Annotated in this window: 16 protein-coding genes; 11 read left to right on the top strand and 5 right to left on the bottom strand. The window is 66.4% G+C overall.

Features of this window, described 5'->3' with window-relative positions:
* The first annotated feature begins 4 nt into the window (after positions 1-4).
* From V6N07_RS01135 to V6N07_RS01100, 8 genes are all read left to right on the top strand, one after another.
* A complete protein-coding gene (locus V6N07_RS01135) occupies positions 5-1,393 on the top strand; it encodes a YdiU family protein (protein WP_371153398.1) in 1,389 nt (462 codons plus the stop codon).
* A 35-nt stretch (positions 1,394-1,428) separates the two neighbouring features.
* A complete protein-coding gene (locus tag V6N07_RS01130) occupies positions 1,429-1,836 on the top strand; it encodes a Fur family transcriptional regulator (protein WP_371153396.1) in 408 nt (135 codons plus the stop codon).
* Between the two features lie 87 nt (positions 1,837-1,923).
* A complete protein-coding gene (locus V6N07_RS01125; RefSeq protein ID WP_371153395.1) occupies positions 1,924-2,295 on the top strand; it encodes a PilZ domain-containing protein in 372 nt (123 codons plus the stop codon).
* On the top strand, positions 2,234-3,139 hold the full coding sequence (locus V6N07_RS01120) for a DMT family transporter (protein ID WP_371153394.1): 906 nt from the start codon (positions 2,234-2,236) through the stop codon (positions 3,137-3,139). The genes V6N07_RS01125 and V6N07_RS01120 overlap by 62 nt, the downstream gene beginning before the upstream one ends.
* 30 nt (positions 3,140-3,169) lie before the next feature.
* A complete protein-coding gene (gene eno, locus V6N07_RS01115) occupies positions 3,170-4,447 on the top strand; it encodes a phosphopyruvate hydratase (protein WP_371153393.1) in 1,278 nt (425 codons plus the stop codon).
* Between the two features lie 231 nt (positions 4,448-4,678).
* On the top strand, positions 4,679-5,587 hold the full coding sequence (locus tag V6N07_RS01110) for a DMT family transporter (protein WP_371153392.1): 909 nt from the start codon (positions 4,679-4,681) through the stop codon (positions 5,585-5,587).
* On the top strand, positions 5,584-6,012 hold the full coding sequence (locus V6N07_RS01105) for a cupin domain-containing protein (protein WP_371153391.1): 429 nt from the start codon (positions 5,584-5,586) through the stop codon (positions 6,010-6,012). Before V6N07_RS01110 ends, V6N07_RS01105 begins: the two co-directional genes overlap by 4 nt.
* Positions 6,009-7,259: a cation:proton antiporter gene (locus tag V6N07_RS01100; protein WP_371153389.1), complete on the top strand. Its 1,251-nt coding sequence runs from the start codon at positions 6,009-6,011 to the stop codon at positions 7,257-7,259. Before V6N07_RS01105 ends, V6N07_RS01100 begins: the two co-directional genes overlap by 4 nt.
* 95 nt (positions 7,260-7,354) lie before the next feature.
* Here V6N07_RS01100 and V6N07_RS01095 read toward each other — a convergent pair whose 3' ends face one another.
* The 5 genes from V6N07_RS01095 to V6N07_RS01075 form a co-directional block, all read right to left on the bottom strand.
* The gene (locus V6N07_RS01095) at positions 7,355-7,960 is read right to left on the bottom strand and encodes an HNH endonuclease (RefSeq protein ID WP_371153388.1); all 606 of its coding nucleotides are present in this window, start codon (positions 7,958-7,960) and stop codon (positions 7,355-7,357) included.
* 226 nt (positions 7,961-8,186) lie between these two features.
* Complete coding sequence (locus tag V6N07_RS01090; protein WP_371153386.1) at positions 8,187-8,843, bottom strand: alpha/beta hydrolase; 657 nt, start codon at positions 8,841-8,843, stop codon at positions 8,187-8,189.
* Positions 8,840-9,511: a DNA-3-methyladenine glycosylase gene (locus tag V6N07_RS01085; protein ID WP_371153384.1), complete on the bottom strand. Its 672-nt coding sequence runs from the start codon at positions 9,509-9,511 to the stop codon at positions 8,840-8,842. The genes V6N07_RS01090 and V6N07_RS01085 overlap by 4 nt, the downstream gene beginning before the upstream one ends.
* On the bottom strand, positions 9,441-10,169 hold the full coding sequence (locus V6N07_RS01080) for a precorrin-6A/cobalt-precorrin-6A reductase (protein ID WP_371153382.1): 729 nt from the start codon (positions 10,167-10,169) through the stop codon (positions 9,441-9,443). Before V6N07_RS01080 ends, V6N07_RS01085 begins: the two co-directional genes overlap by 71 nt.
* The gene (locus tag V6N07_RS01075) at positions 10,159-11,184 is read right to left on the bottom strand and encodes a cobalt-precorrin-5B (C(1))-methyltransferase (RefSeq protein WP_371153381.1); all 1,026 of its coding nucleotides are present in this window, start codon (positions 11,182-11,184) and stop codon (positions 10,159-10,161) included. The genes V6N07_RS01080 and V6N07_RS01075 overlap by 11 nt, the downstream gene beginning before the upstream one ends.
* Before the next feature lie 97 nt (positions 11,185-11,281).
* On the opposite strand from V6N07_RS01075, the gene cobA reads away from it, so the two are divergent.
* Genes cobA through V6N07_RS01060 form a run of 3 tightly spaced genes read left to right on the top strand, consistent with a single transcriptional unit; the run spans position 11,282 to position 14,715 of the window.
* Positions 11,282-12,127 carry a uroporphyrinogen-III C-methyltransferase gene (gene cobA / locus V6N07_RS01070; RefSeq protein WP_371153380.1) on the top strand — a complete coding sequence of 282 codons (846 nt, stop codon included), beginning with the start codon at positions 11,282-11,284 and terminating at the stop codon, positions 12,125-12,127.
* A gap of 49 nt (positions 12,128-12,176) precedes the next feature.
* Positions 12,177-13,436 carry a cobyrinate a,c-diamide synthase gene (locus tag V6N07_RS01065; protein WP_371153378.1) on the top strand — a complete coding sequence of 420 codons (1,260 nt, stop codon included), beginning with the start codon at positions 12,177-12,179 and terminating at the stop codon, positions 13,434-13,436.
* A 52-nt stretch (positions 13,437-13,488) separates the two neighbouring features.
* A complete protein-coding gene (locus tag V6N07_RS01060) occupies positions 13,489-14,715 on the top strand; it encodes an MFS transporter (protein ID WP_371153377.1) in 1,227 nt (408 codons plus the stop codon).

Here is a 14,715-nt window from a genome sequence, read left to right as displayed (position 1 = left end):
ACGCATGTTCACCTTCGACAACAGCTATGCGCGCCTGCCCGACCGGTTCTATACGGCGATGGCGCCGACGCCCGTCTCCGACCCGCAGCTTGTCATCCTGAACGACGCATTGGCGGCCGAGATGGGCGTGGATGCCGCCCTGCTGCGCGATGGCGCGGATGTGTTCGCGGGCAACCGGATCCCGGACGGGGCAGCCCCCCTCGCACAGCTTTATGCCGGGCATCAGTTCGGCGGCTGGTCGCCGCAGCTCGGGGATGGGCGGGCCATCCTGCTGGGCGAACATGTCGTCGCCGGACAACGCTGGGACGTGCAACTCAAGGGCTCCGGCCCGACGCCCTATTCGCGCATGGGGGATGGGCGCGCAGCCCTCGGGCCCGTCCTGCGCGAATATATCCTGTCGGAGGCGATGCATGCGCTTGGGGTGCCGACGACCCGCGCGCTGGCCGTGACCCTGACCGGTGATACGGTCCTGCGACAGGAGGGGCCGCGGCCCGGTGCGGTGCTGACGCGGGTTGCAGCATCCCACATCCGGGTCGGCACCTTTCAGGTCTTTGCCGCGCGCGAGGATGAAGACGCGCTGCGCCAGCTTCTGGATCATGCGATTGCCCGCCATGCCCCCGACGCCGAAGGGCCGATGGGCCTTTTGCGCCACGTGATGGCCGCGCAGGCCCGCCTTGTCGCACGTTGGATGGGCCTCGGGTTCATTCACGGGGTGATGAACACCGACAACATGACCATTTCCGGCGAGACGATCGACTACGGTCCCTGCGCCTTTCAAGAAGGGTATCACCCCGCCCGCGTGTTCAGTTCGATCGATACGCAGGGGCGCTACGCATGGCAGAATCAGCCTGACATCGCGCTTTGGAACCTTGCGCAGCTGGCCACGGCCCTGCTGCCCCTGATGGGCCCGCGCGAGGCTGCCGTGGAAGAGGCGACCGAGGTTCTGGACGGGTTTCGCGACCTCTATGCCGCAGAATGGGCCGATGTGATCTCGGCCAAGATCGGCGTCGGGGATGTCCGCCTCGGGATGGAATTGCTCGACATCATGTCCGAGGTCGAGGCGGATTTCACCAACACCTTTCGCGCGCTGACCACGGCACCGGATACCATTCCGGCCGGTCTGGCGGACAACCCGCGCATGAAGGATTGGCACGCGCGGTGGCTGGCCGCGGCACCCGACGCGGGCGTCATGCAGACCGCCAATCCCGCCATCATCCCCCGCAACCACCGCGTGGAGGAGGCGATCCAGGCCGGATACGCCGGTGATTTCGCGCCGTTCCGCAAGCTGACCGAGGTATTGCAGGACCCGTGGCACGAAACGACGGACAACGCCGCCTATCGCGCGCCGGCCACGCCTGAACAGGCGGTAACACGGACATTCTGCGGCACCTGATGGACGCGCCGCGTCCGCGCCGCTAGAGAGGCGGCATGACACCCACGATCCTGGAACGTTGCGAGGCGAATGGCCTGCGCCTGACGGCCCCGCGCCGCATCATCGCTCAGGTGTTGGAGGAGGCGACCGACCACCCGGACGTGGAGACGATCCATGCCCGTGCCGTCGCGCTCGACGCGTCGATCTCGTTGGCGACGGTGTATCGCACGGTCAACCTGTTCGAGGAATCCGGCATTCTGGAACGCCGTGAATTCGGCGACGGCCGCGCCCGTTGGGAAGACGCCGAGCGCGAGCATCACGATCACCTGATCGACGTCCAGACCGGGGAGGTCATCGAGTTCGTCGACGCGGAGATCGAGGCCCTGCAGGAAAAGATCGCCGAAAGGCTGGGCTATACCCTCAAGGGTCACAGGCTGGAACTGTTCGCGGTGCGCAAGACGTGACGCATTCCTTCGGTCGCGGCACGCACTTGAACGAACCCTTAACTGTTGTCGCGCTAGGTGTCGTCGCAGACGTCAGCGAGGACCGCGATGACAGACCGCCCCGAACGATTCCGATCCACGATGCAGATCACCGTCTGCTACGACGGGTCCGAAACGACAGCAAAGATACTCGACGTCTCGCGATACGGGATGAAGATCTTCTTCAAGGCTGGCCTGCCGGAGGAGGCGATCGTCGGCTTGCGGGCCCTCAACCTGACGTTGGAGGCGGAGGTGCGGTGGTCGCGGCGCGGTCATTGCGGCCTGGCACTGGGCAAGCCGCTGACACCCGACCAACTCGACATGCTGACGGGTGCGGCGCGCCCGCGGTCATCGCCGTTCTTCACGAAACCCGCGCGCAATGACCGACACGATCCGCGGCGCCCTGTTCATGACCCTGGCGATGGCCGCATTCGCGGTTGAAGACGCGCTGATCAAGGGCCTGTCGAACAGTTTCGTTCCCGCGCAGATCGTCTGGATGCTGGGCCTCGGCGGAACGCTGGCCTTTGCCGCATACCTTCGCGCGACTGGGCAGACGCTCTGGACATCCGCCTATCTGACCCGTCCGATCATGGCGCGCACGGGGTTCGAGGCCATCGGCACCCTGTTCTTCGTCTCCGCGCTGGCGGTAGTGCCTTTGGCGCTGGCCTCGGCCGTCATTCAGGCCACGCCGCTTCTGGTGGCGCTGGGATCCGTCCTGTTCTTCGGCGCGCAGGTGCGTTGGCGTCGCTGGGCGGCCATCGCGGTCGGTTTCGCCGGCGTGCTGGTCATCCTGCGCCCGACAGGCGAAGGGTTCGAGGCGACGACCCTTCTGGCCGTCTGCGGCATGCTGGGACTTGCGGGGCGCGATCTGTCGACCCGCGCGGTCCCCGCCACGATGTCCGGCCTGCGCCTGTCGTTCCTTGCCTTCGCATCGCTGGTGCCCGTGGGCCTTCTGCTTCAAGGGGTTCAGGGTCTGCCCGTCATCGCGCCGAACCTGTCGCAGATCGGCATTCTTGGATTGTGCGTTGCGGTCGGAATGATCGGATACGTCATCATCGTTGCCGCCACGCGAATGGGTGACATGGCGATCGTCTCTTCGTTTCGCTATAGCCGCATGATGTTCGCCCTGATCGTCGCGACCGTCTTTTTCGGGGAGTCGCCCGATTTCTGGACGCTCGTCGGGGTGGCCATCGTGATCGGCGCCGGTGTTTTCACTCTCCTGCGCGAGGCCAAGGTGCACCGCGCGGCTTCCAAAGCGAAACGCCACGCGTTACAGGGCAACTGACTTTATCATCCGACCCCCGGAGGCTTCCAGATGTTCACCATCACCGATATTCATGCCCGTGAGATCCTCGACAGCCGGGGCAACCCCACGGTCGAGGTCGACGTGTTTCTGGAAGACGGCACGATGGGCCGCGCGGCGGTCCCCTCGGGCGCATCCACGGGTGCCTATGAGGCGGTCGAAAAGCGCGATGGCGACAAGTCCCGCTACAAGGGCAAGGGCGTGCTGCAGGCGGTCGAGGCCGTCAACGGCGAGATCGCGGATGCCATCGCAGGCTTCGACGCGACCGAGCAGGAGGCCATCGACGGCGCGATGATCGAACTCGACGGCACCGACAACAAGGGCCGTCTTGGGGCCAACGCCATCCTCGGCGTGTCGATGGCCGTGGCCAAGGCCGCCGCGGACGCCAGCGCCCTGCCCCTCTATCGCTACGTCGGCGGCACCTCGGCCCGCGTTCTGCCGGTGCCGATGATGAACATCATCAACGGCGGCGAACACGCCGACAACCCGATCGACATTCAGGAATTCATGATCATGCCGGTGTCCGCCACCAGCATCGCCGAAGCCGTGCGCATGGGCTCCGAAGTGTTCCACACCCTCAAGGGCGAATTGTCGGCCGCGGGTCTGTCCACGGGCATCGGCGACGAAGGTGGCTTTGCGCCGAACCTGTCTTCGACCCGCGACGCGCTGGATTTCGTTCTGAAATCGATCGAGAAGGCCGGTTATCAGCCGGGTGAGGATATCTTCCTCGCCCTCGATTGCGCGGCGACGGAATATTACAAGAACGGCGTCTACGACCTGTCGGGCGAGGGCAAGAAACTGTCCTCGGACGAGAACGTCGACTACCTCGCGGCCCTCGTGCGCGACTATCCGATCCTGTCGATCGAGGACGGCATGTCCGAAGATGACTGGGACGGCTGGGTCGCCCTGACCGAAGCTTTGGGCGGCAAGGTTCAGCTGGTCGGCGACGACCTGTTCGTGACCAACCCCGCACGTCTGGCGGACGGCATCGAAAAGGGCGCCGGCAACTCCCTGCTGGTCAAGGTCAACCAGATCGGCACCCTGTCCGAGACGCTGGAGGCAGTCAGCCTTGCCCACCGCAACCGCATGACCTGCGTGATGTCCCACCGCTCGGGCGAGACCGAGGACGCGACCATTGCCGACCTCGCCGTGGCCACCAACTGCGGCCAGATCAAGACCGGGTCGCTGGCGCGGTCGGACCGGCTGGCCAAATACAACCAGTTGATCCGCATCGAGGAAGCCTTGGGCGAGACGGCAATCTATGCCGGTCGTTCCATCCTGCGCGGGTGATCGACCTGACCGGTGGTGCCGCCTCGGGCGTCGCCACCGGTCTCCATACCCAACAATCCGGCGACTGCGGGGCGCTTTCACCATGAGCACAGCGCAGTTCGATCAGAGCAGCGGAATGACGGTCGTGCCATCGGCCTGCGGTCGAACCACGCAGCCGACGCGTTTGCGTAAGTCCCATCGCACGACCCGGTCGTGCCGGCACGTCCGGGTCGCATGCCACCGGCGGCTGGCATGAGGGTGGCAACCCCGATCACGGGGGCGGATCGCCCTGCGCTGGGCATGCTGCTGATGCTGGGGTTTTGCACCCTCGCCCCGATGAGCGATGCTTTCGGCAAGATCCTCGCGATGGATTTTCCCGTGCTGCAGCTGGTCTGGGTCCGTTTTATCATTCAGGGCGTGGTTCTGACGGCGCTGGTGGTGCTGACCCGGCGCAGCTTTCGCATGACGGTACTGGGCTGGCGCCTGACGGCCCTGCGCACCGTGCTGCAGATCGCGGGCATCTGGCTGATGACGACGGGGCTGACCTATCTGCCGCTGGCCGATGCCATCGCCATCGCATTCGTCATGCCGTTCATCCTGCTGTTGCTGGGCCATATCGTCTTGAAGGAGGAGGTCGGCCCCCGGCGTCTGTCGGCATGCGGGATCGGTTTTCTGGGCACGTTGATGGTGATGCAGCCATCCTTCGCCGCCGTCGGCTGGGCCGTGCTGTATCCTTTGGGTGTGGCCGTCGTGTTCGCGGTGTTCATCCTCGTGACGCGGCGCATCGCCCGCGAGGCGGACCCCATCGCGATGCAGGCATCCTCCGGCGTGATGGCGATTGTCGGGCTTGGGGTGGCCTATGCCATCCTGCCGCGCAGCGGGCTGACCGACCTCGCACCCATTGGAAACGCCCTCCCCTCGCTTCTGGCCATGGGCTTTCTGGGGACGACGGCGCACCTGTTGATGACGTGGTCCCTGCGCCATGCCCCCGCATCCACGCTCGCGCCGATGCAGTATCTGGAAATCCCGGTCGCCGCGATCATCGGCCTTCTGGTGTTCGGCGATTGGCCGAATGGCCTCGCCCTTGCCGGGATCGCCGTGACAATCGCGACCGGCCTGTACATCCTGTGGCGTGACGGAAAGACGACGGAGCCGACATGACAGCCGATGACATCATCTCTGCCCTCGACCTGTCGCCGCACCCCGAAGGCGGCTGGTATCGCCAGACATGGGTAGCCGACGCGGCCCCGGGCGTTCGGCCCGCCGGAACGGCGATCCACTTTCTGTTGCGTGCAGGTGAGGTCAGCCATTGGCACCGCGTCGATGCCGCCGAAATCTGGCTGTGGCATGCGGGGGCGCCCCTGACCCTGTCGCGCAGCGCGACCGACGATGGCCCCGCCCATGACGTCACGCTTGGGCGCGACCTGACATTTCAGGCGGTGGTCGAGGCCGGTCACTGGCAGGCCGCCCGCAGCACCGGGGACTGGTCCCTTGTCAGTTGCACGGTATCGCCCGGGTTTCGCTTTGACGGGTTCGAACTGGCCCCACCCGGTTTCGACATTCCACGACAGGATATTACCGCATGAACATTCTTGGCCTTGCATCCCTGCTGCTGGTCGCCGCCGCGGCGTTCGGGGCGATCAACTACCTGTTCCTGAAACTCCCGTCCGCCATCGGCATCCTGATCGTGGCCTTGGTCGCAAGTTTCGGGGTGATCGCCACCGACTGGGTATTTCCCGCCCTCACCATCGAGGAGGAACTGCGCGCCCTCGTCCTCGACATCGAGTTTTCGGAGGCCCTTCTGGAAGGCATGCTGGGCTTGCTGCTGTTTGCGGGCGCCCTGCACGTCAAGGTCGCGGACCTGAAGCGCGAATGGCTGCTGGTGCTGTTGATGGCGACGATCGGCGTCGGCCTGTCGACAGCCATCGCGGGTGTCGGGTTCAGCTGGATCACCGGCGCGCCGCTGTTGATCGCGCTGGTTTTCGGCGCGCTGATCTCGCCCACGGACCCGGTCGCGGTGCTGGGCGTGTTGCGGGCCGCGAACCTGCCGAAGTCGCTGGAAACCAAGATCGCGGGCGAATCGCTGTTCAACGATGGTGTGGGATACGTCGTGTTCCTTGTCCTCGTCGGGATTGCCTTTCCGACCGGTGACGCGCACGGCACGGGCCTGTCGGGTGCGGCCCTGCTGTTCGCACAGGAGGCGTTCGGCGGGGCGGCCCTTGGCGCGGTCCTCGGGTTCGGGGCGTTCCGCGTGATGCGCCGTATCGACGATCCGCCGCTCGAGGTTCTGATAACCCTCGCGCTGGCCTTCGGTGGCTACCAGCTTGCCGTCTGGCTGCATGTATCGGCGCCCATCATGGCCGTGGTCGCGGGCCTTCTGATCGGTGACGTCGGATCGAAATACGGGATGTCCGACGAGACGCGCGCACATGTCGATACCTTCTGGACCCTGATCGACGAAATCCTGAATGCCATCCTCTTCCTGCTGATCGGGATCGAGGTGTTCGCCATCGCCTTCGAGGCAAGCTTTCTGCTTGCGGGTCTCGGCGCGATCGTCCTGCACCTTTTGGCGCGTTTTTCGGCTGTCGTCGTGCCGGTGTTCCTGTTGCGGCCCTTTGATACCAACCTCGAAAACGGCATTACCCGCATCATGACGTGGGGCGGACTGAAGGGGGGCATTTCGGTCGCCCTGGTCCTGGCGTTGCCGGAAAACGAATGGAAGCCGCTGATGCTGACGGCCACCTACATGGTCGTCCTGTTCTCGATCATCGTGCAGGGATTGACCGTTGCAGGCCTCGCCAAACGCCTGGGCGCCGCGCCCGACCTCGTCTAGCGCTCAGGGCCATATAAGGTCTCATGAGGGGCGTGCCGCGGCGGACACCCCCGTCCCCTTGCGGGGGCTGCGACGCGCGCGCGGCGCGACGGGCGTCACGCCTCCAGTTCGGCGTCCCAGTACAGGAAATCCATCCAGCTGTCGTGCAGGTGGTTCGGCGGGAACTTGCGGCCGGTGTTCATCAACTCGGATGCGGCGGGCTGACGCGGCGGTTTGCGCAGATGATACCCAACCTGCCGCAAGGAACGTGACCCCTTGCGCAGGTTGCACGATCCGCAGGCCGCGACGACGTTTTCCCAGCTGGTGATGCCGCCCGATGCCCGTGGCACGACATGGTCGAACGTCAGATCCCCCTTGGAGCCGCAGTACTGACAGCTGAACTCGTCGCGCAGGAACAGGTTGAAGCGCGTGAACGCGACCTTCTTTTGCGGCGCGACGTAATCCTTCAGAACGACGACTGACGGAATGCGGATGGTGGTGGTGGGGGATCGCACCACCTCGTCGTATTCGCTGACGATATCGACCCGGTCGAGGAACGCGGCCTTCACCGCGTCCTGCCACGGCCAGAGAGACAGCGGATAGTAGCTGAGCGGGCGGTAATCGGCATTGAGCACAAGGGCCGGGAAATGCCGCAGACCCGCAGGCTCCCGCGTGAAATCGGTTCGGAATTCCTGTGTCTTCTGTTCAGTCAAGGCGGTCATGCACTCGCTTCCCTGATCGGAGAGCGACCCGCCCGGCCCTCGGGCGCGCGGCCCTCTCGCTGTGGACTATATATGGGGAGCATCCCCAGACAAGTATCCAAATACAGCGTCGGATTAGCGCACCCCTGTAACAGGTTTTCGACAGTCGAAGACCAGTCCGGGAAATGTGGCGGACGGGCGGCCTGAACCGCCCGGCAAGGCATCTGTCACGCCGCAGGCATGCCGATCAATCCAGACCGAAGACATCCCGCAAGAAGGCCAGCGACACCTGCAATCCGTCAGGCGCGATGCCATGTCCCGTGCCCTTCATGATATGGGCATAGACACGCTCGAAACCGGCGGCTTCCATTGCTTCGGCGGCTTCGGGCAGGCTTTGCACCGGTACGACCTCATCCTCGTCGCCGTGCACCAGCAGGACCGGCGGCTTGGACCGGGCTTCCTCCGCCAAGGTGTCGGGCTTGAGCATCCGGCCGGAAAAACCAACGATCCCGGCCAGGGCATCGTCGCGCCGGGGACCAACGTGCAGCGCCATCATCGTGCCCTGGCTGAACCCGTACAGGACCGTGTCGGCCGCCGTCAGGCCCTCTCGGTCCATGGTTTCTTGCAAGAAAGCTGTCAGGTCATCGACGGCGCGGTCCATTCCGGCCATCGATTCCTCTTCCGAGGAGCCATCGATCCACGGGATCGGAAACCACTGGAACCCACCGGGCGCGCCAAGGCAATTCTCGGGCGCGTCGGGGGCAACGAAGGCCGTGTCGGGCATATGTGGCATCAGAGGGTCGGCCAGACCGATCAGGTCGGCGGCATTCGCGCCATATCCGTGCAGGAACACGACCAGCCGTTTTGCCGTGTCCGGCCCGCGCCGCTCGTAGTTAAGGCTCATAGGGTGCCCTCCCGCTGTTTCTCCACGGCGTAGTAGGCCCACAAAAGCCGCGCCGCAACCGCCCGCCACGGCGACCAGTCCGCCGCCATCGTGCGCATGGCGCGTTCTTTCGGGCGTGCATCCAGACCGAACAGCATGCGCGCGCCTTCCTGCAGGGCAAGATCGCCGTGGGCGAAGACATCCGCATGGCCAAGGCTGAACATCGCATAGATCTCGGCCGTCCATGTTCCGATTCCGGGGACGGCGGTCAGGGTGGTAACGACTTCGTCCGTCGGGGCCGTTCGCAGGGCAACGTAATCTATGTCCGCCTCGGCCAGTGCCTTGGCATAGCGTATCTTCTGCCGCGACAGGCCGCAGGCGCGCATCTCCTCCTCCGTCGCGCAGGCCGTGCCGTCCGGCGCATGCAGCCCCGCCGCCTCGCACCTGCCCAGAATTGCGCGGGCCGACGCGACGGAGACCTGCTGCCCCACGATCGCGGCAAACAGCGCGCCGAACCCGTCATCGCGCCGACGCAGGGGCAGCGGCCCGGTCAGCGTCAGCGCATGGGCAAAACGCGGATCCCGCGCGGCCAGCCATGCCGCCCCTTCCGCGACGTCTTCATCCCCGTGAATGATCCGGCCCGGGGGCGGCGTGTTCGCGGACGAAGGCGATGGCCTTTGCAATGTCATGGGTTTCCCGTCCTTCCACGGCAGGCGGCCTGTCGATCATGTGCACGATCAGGCCCAGTTGGTCGGCGGCATCCAGCTTGGCGTCATGTCCGCCGGAATTCTTCGTGACCAGATGGGTGATGCGCAGGTCCCGAAACAGGGCGGCCTCTGTCTCGGGGGTGTTCTGCGGGCGCCCGACGATCCACGACAGACCGGGCAGGTTCGCCGCCGGGTCGATGCGGCGACACCACAGGCGTGCCCCACCGGACAGAAACGGCGCGACCGACCCCGGTCCCACCGCCAGAAAGACGCGTGCGTCGTAGGGCAGGGCGACGGCCACGGAATCGGCCGTTCCATGGTGGATCCAGCCGGGCCGCCCCTGCCACGCCGGGCGCGTCAACCGCAGGTGTGGAACGCCCGCCTGCCGGCACAGGCGGGCGGTCCGTTCCGACATATGGGCGGCAAACGGATGGGTCGCATCCAGAACGGCGGCGCATTGCGCCAATGCGGCGCGAAAGCCATCCGCACCGCCAAAGCCCCCCGCGCGCATCGGCACGCCGAGATCGACGGGGCGCCGGGTATTGCCGGCCAGGGATGCCACCACGTTCCTGTCTGACACGGCGGCGCAGACGGCCCGCGCCTCGGCCGTTCCGGCAAGGATCAGGACCTTACCTCGCATGGGCAAGGATCATGCCGGCGCGGTCGATGACGACCACGTCGACCCGGGCGTCGATCATCGCGGCAACGCGGCCCTGCGCCTTGAGGGCGATGGCGGGAGCAAGCGCCGGGGCACGGGTCACGGCCTGCAAGGCGGTGTTGCAGTCGGTCAGATCCTGCCCCGCAAGATCGGACAGCCACGCAAAATCCACCTGCGACCGACCCGAGTGCAGGTCCATCGCGCCCTGCGCCAGCTTCGCCAGCTTGCCGATACCCCCGCCGACGGTGACCCGGTCGATGGGGTGACGGGCAAGATACTTGAGCATCCCACCCGCGAAATCGCCCATGTCCAGCATGGCGTGATCCGGCAGGTCGTGCAGGGCCTGCACCACCCGTTCGCTGGTGGCACCAGTGCAGCCGGCGACGTGGCGCAGGCCATCGGCCCGCGCCACGTCGACGCCACGGTGGATCGATGCGATCCATGCCGCGCAGCTGAATGGCCGGACGATCCCCGTGGTGCCAAGGATCGACAAGCCCCCTTCGATCCCAAGGCGCGGGTTCCACGTGCGTTTCGCAATCTCGGCACCGCCCGCGATGCTGACGGTGATCTCCACGTCCGGTGTGCGACCGAACAGACCGGCTGCCTCGGCCACCGCACCGTCCATCATCAGGCGGGGCACCGGGTTTATGGCGGGCTCCCCCACCGCGATCGGCAGGCCCGGCTTGGTCACCATGCCGACACCTTCACCCGCGCGGAACACCACACCCCCGGTCGATGCTTTGACCCGCACGCGGATTTCCGCGCCGTGCGTGACGTCCGGGTCGTCGCCTGCGTCCTTTATCACCGCCGCCTCGGCCCAGCCCTTGCCCGTGGCAGCATCGGCAATGGCGAAATCGGGTCTCTGCCCGCGTGGCAGGGTGATCGTCACCACCTGCGGCACACGCCCCGTCCACAACCCCTCGACCGCCGCGCGGGTCGCGGCGGTGGCGCAGGCCCCCGTGGTCCAGCCACGGCGAAGGGGTGGCGTCTCGCTCATGACGCCCTGCATGCCACGGGACCCGCGTGCCGCCAATGGCCCTCGCCATGTCGCGCGCCACCTTCCCCTGCCCGCGCGTCCACAGTAACGAAGGGGGATGACAGACTCCCTTCCCCCTCATGACTGGCCGGAACTCCAACGCGGCTGGGTCTGGCTGTGCGGTGCCGGACCGGGTGATCCCGGCCTTCTGACGTTGCATGGCCTGAACGCCCTGCGTCAGGCGGACGTGATCGTCTATGATGCGCTGGTCGGGGACGGCATCCTCGACTGGGCCCCACAGGCCGAAAAGGAATACGCCGGCAAGCGCGGGGGAAAACCTTCCGCCAAGCAGCGCGACATTTCGCTGCGCCTCGTCGATCTGGCGCGACAGGGAAAGCGCGTTTTACGCCTGAAGGGGGGCGATCCTTTCGTATTCGGACGCGGAGGAGAGGAGGCACAGACCCTCGTGCAGCACGGCGTGCCCATCCGCATCGTGCCGGGTATCACGGCGGGTATCGCGGGTCTTGCCTATGCGGGCATCCCGGTGACGCACCGCGATGTGAACCAGTCGGTGACGTTCGTCACGGGCCATGACCACACGGGCGCCGCGCCCACGGCGCTCGATTGGGCGGGTATCGCCATGGGATCGCAGGTCATCGTGATCTACATGGGCATGAAGCATATCGGCCAGATCGCCGCGCGCCTGATCGATGCGGGGCGCAGCTCATCGGAACCCGTGGCTGTCACCACCACGGCGACCCTTGCCGATCAACGCACGGTGGAGACGACCCTCGCGACGGTCGAGGCGGATATCCAGGCCGCCGGGTTGGAGCCACCTGCCATCATCTGCATCGGTCAGGCCGTCAATCTGCGCCAGGCCCTCGACTGGCAGGCGATGGCCGGGGGAGAGGCTCCGCGCAACCTCGACCCGCTTGGCCGGGCGCGTCCGGCCGAAAGCGCGTGATGCGTCTTTCGGCCTGTCACCACCGGGCCATGCGACGCGGCCCGTCCGAATGCCGGGCCTGATCCTCGCCGCCCCGGCATCGGGCAGCGGCAAGACCACGATAACCCTGGGCCTTCTGCGCGCATTGCGCGATGCCGGGCATGCGGTTCGGGGCGCGAAATCCGGACCGGACTACATCGACCCCCGCTTTCACGAGGCGGCCAGTGGCGCGCCCTGCGTCAACCTCGACGCCTGGGCGATGGGCGCGCCGATGATCGCGGGCCTTGCCGCCACGTCGGACCTGATGCTGATCGAGGGGGCGATGGGCCTCTTCGACGGCGCGCCGCCCGACGGGCGGGGGGCGGTCGCGGATCTTGCGCGCCAGATGAACCTGCCCGTGGTCCTCGTGGTGGATGCGGCACGCATGGCGCAGAGCATCGGCCCCCTCGTGGCGGGTTTTGCGCATCACGATCCCGATGTGCAGGTCGCGGGCGTCATCCTAAACCGTGTCGGAAGTGCGCGGCACGAGGCGATGCTGCGCGCCGCCTGTCCCCTGCCAGTCCTTGGCGCGGTGCCGCGCGATCCGGCCCTGTCCACGCCGTCGCGGCACCTTGGCCTCGTGCAGGCGCGGGAACACCCGACGTTGGAGGCGTTTCTCGCCCACGCAGCGACCGTCATGGCGCGCAGCATCGACCTCGATGCCCTGACGGGATTGGCCCGCGCCCTGCCCGCCGTACCGCGCGCGCCCCTGCCCCCCCCGGCGCAGCGGATTGCGCTGGCGCAGGATGCGGCCTTCGATTTTGCCTATCCCCATCTGCTCGATGGCTGGCGCGCGGCGGGGGCCGAGATCGTGACCTTCTCTCCGCTCGGTGACGAGCCGGCGCCCGACGCCGATCTGGTGATCCTGCCGGGGGGATACCCCGAACTGCATGCCGGGCGGATCGCGGGCAGCGCGGTCTTTCTTGCGTCCCTGAAGGACCGCGCCGTCTATGGCGAATGCGGTGGCTACATGGTGATGGGCGACGGGCTGATCGATGCGGATGGACAGCGCCACGCCATGGCGGGCCTTCTGAGATTGGAGACGTCCTTTGCCAGCCGCAAGCTGCACCTCGGCTATCGCCAACTGGTCGCAGAGGGCGGCCCGATGCCGGGGGCGTGGCGCGGGCACGAGTTCCACTATGCCACGACCTTGCTCGCGGATGGCCCGCCCCTGTTCACCGCCACGGACGCCGAGGATGCGCCCCTGCCCGCGATGGGTCTGCGCATGGGACAGGCAGCGGGGTCTTTCGCCCATCTGATCGCCCCGCGGGATGCCACCGGCGGATTGTAGCGTGACAATCACACACTGGACGCGGGGCCGGCGGGGGGCGTAAGCCCGTCGCATGACCGTCACCAGCATCAACACACCGCCCGACGACGCCCGTGCGAAACGCAATGTCCTCGTCCTCGTCGTCGCGCAGGCCCTTCTCGGGGCGCAATTGCCGATCAACTTCACCGTTGCGGGGCTGATCGGCCTGACGCTGGCGCCATCTGCCTTGCTGGCGACGCTGCCCATCTCGCTGATCGTGTTCGGCTCGATGACCACAGCACCGTGGATCAGCCCCCTGATGCAGGCGCGCGGACGGCGGTTCGGTTTCGTGCTGGGCGCATTGGCCGGGGCCCTCGGGGCCGGAATCTCGATGCTGGCCCTCTTGTGGGGCAGTTTCGGGCTGTTCCTCGTCGGCGCCTACCTGACCGGCATCTTCATGTCGACGCTGGGCTTCTACCGGTTCGCCGCGACGGATACGGCCAGCGATGCCTTCCGCCCCAAGGCGATCAGCTATGTCATGGCAGGCGGCCTCGTGTCGGCCTTCGTTGCGCGCTTCGTGGTGACTGGAACCGAAACGGCGACGATCATCCCCTTTCTTGCCACCTATGGCGCGGTTCTCGGGCTGAATGCGGTCGGGGTCTGGCTGTTCTTCCTGCTGGATATTCCGACACCTGCAAAACCCGCGCAGGATGCCCCCAAGGGCCGCAGCCGGGCAGAGCTGCTGCGCTCGCCCGCGATCCTTGTGGCGATCATCTGCGCCATGGTCAGCTATGCGCTGATGAACCTCGTGATGACCTCCACCCCCCTTGCGGTCGTCGGATGCGGTTTCGGGGTGTCGGATGCGTCCAACATCGTCACCTTCCACGTCATCGCGATGTATGCGCCCAGTTTTTTCACCGGGCACCTGATCGTGCGCTTCGGAACCACCCGGATCATCGCCACAGGCCTTGCGATGCTGGCCGCGGCGGGCATCGTCGCGCTGTCGGGAACCGACCTGCCGTATTTCTATATCGCTCTCATCCTGCTGGGCCTTGGCTGGAACTTCGGGTTCATCGGCGCCACGACCCTTCTGACGTCCAGTCATTCGATGGAGGAACGCGGAACCATCCAAGGTTTGAACGACGCCCTGGTGTTCGGCATGGTGACGCTTGCGTCGCTGTCCTCGGGCGGACTGATGGGGTCGGCTGCGGATGCGGTGTCGGGTTGGAATGCGGTGAACTTCGCGATGGCGCCGTTCCTGTTCCTTGCTGGCGGGGCGCTTGTCTGGCTGACCCTGCGCCGCAACCGTCGCAGCACCTGA

This window comes from Jannaschia sp. 2305UL9-9 (assembly GCF_041403465.1).
Lineage (GTDB): Bacteria > Pseudomonadota > Alphaproteobacteria > Rhodobacterales > Rhodobacteraceae > Jannaschia.
Note: the sequence above shows the minus strand (reverse complement) of the source record. Positions and strands in the feature narration are given on the sequence as shown.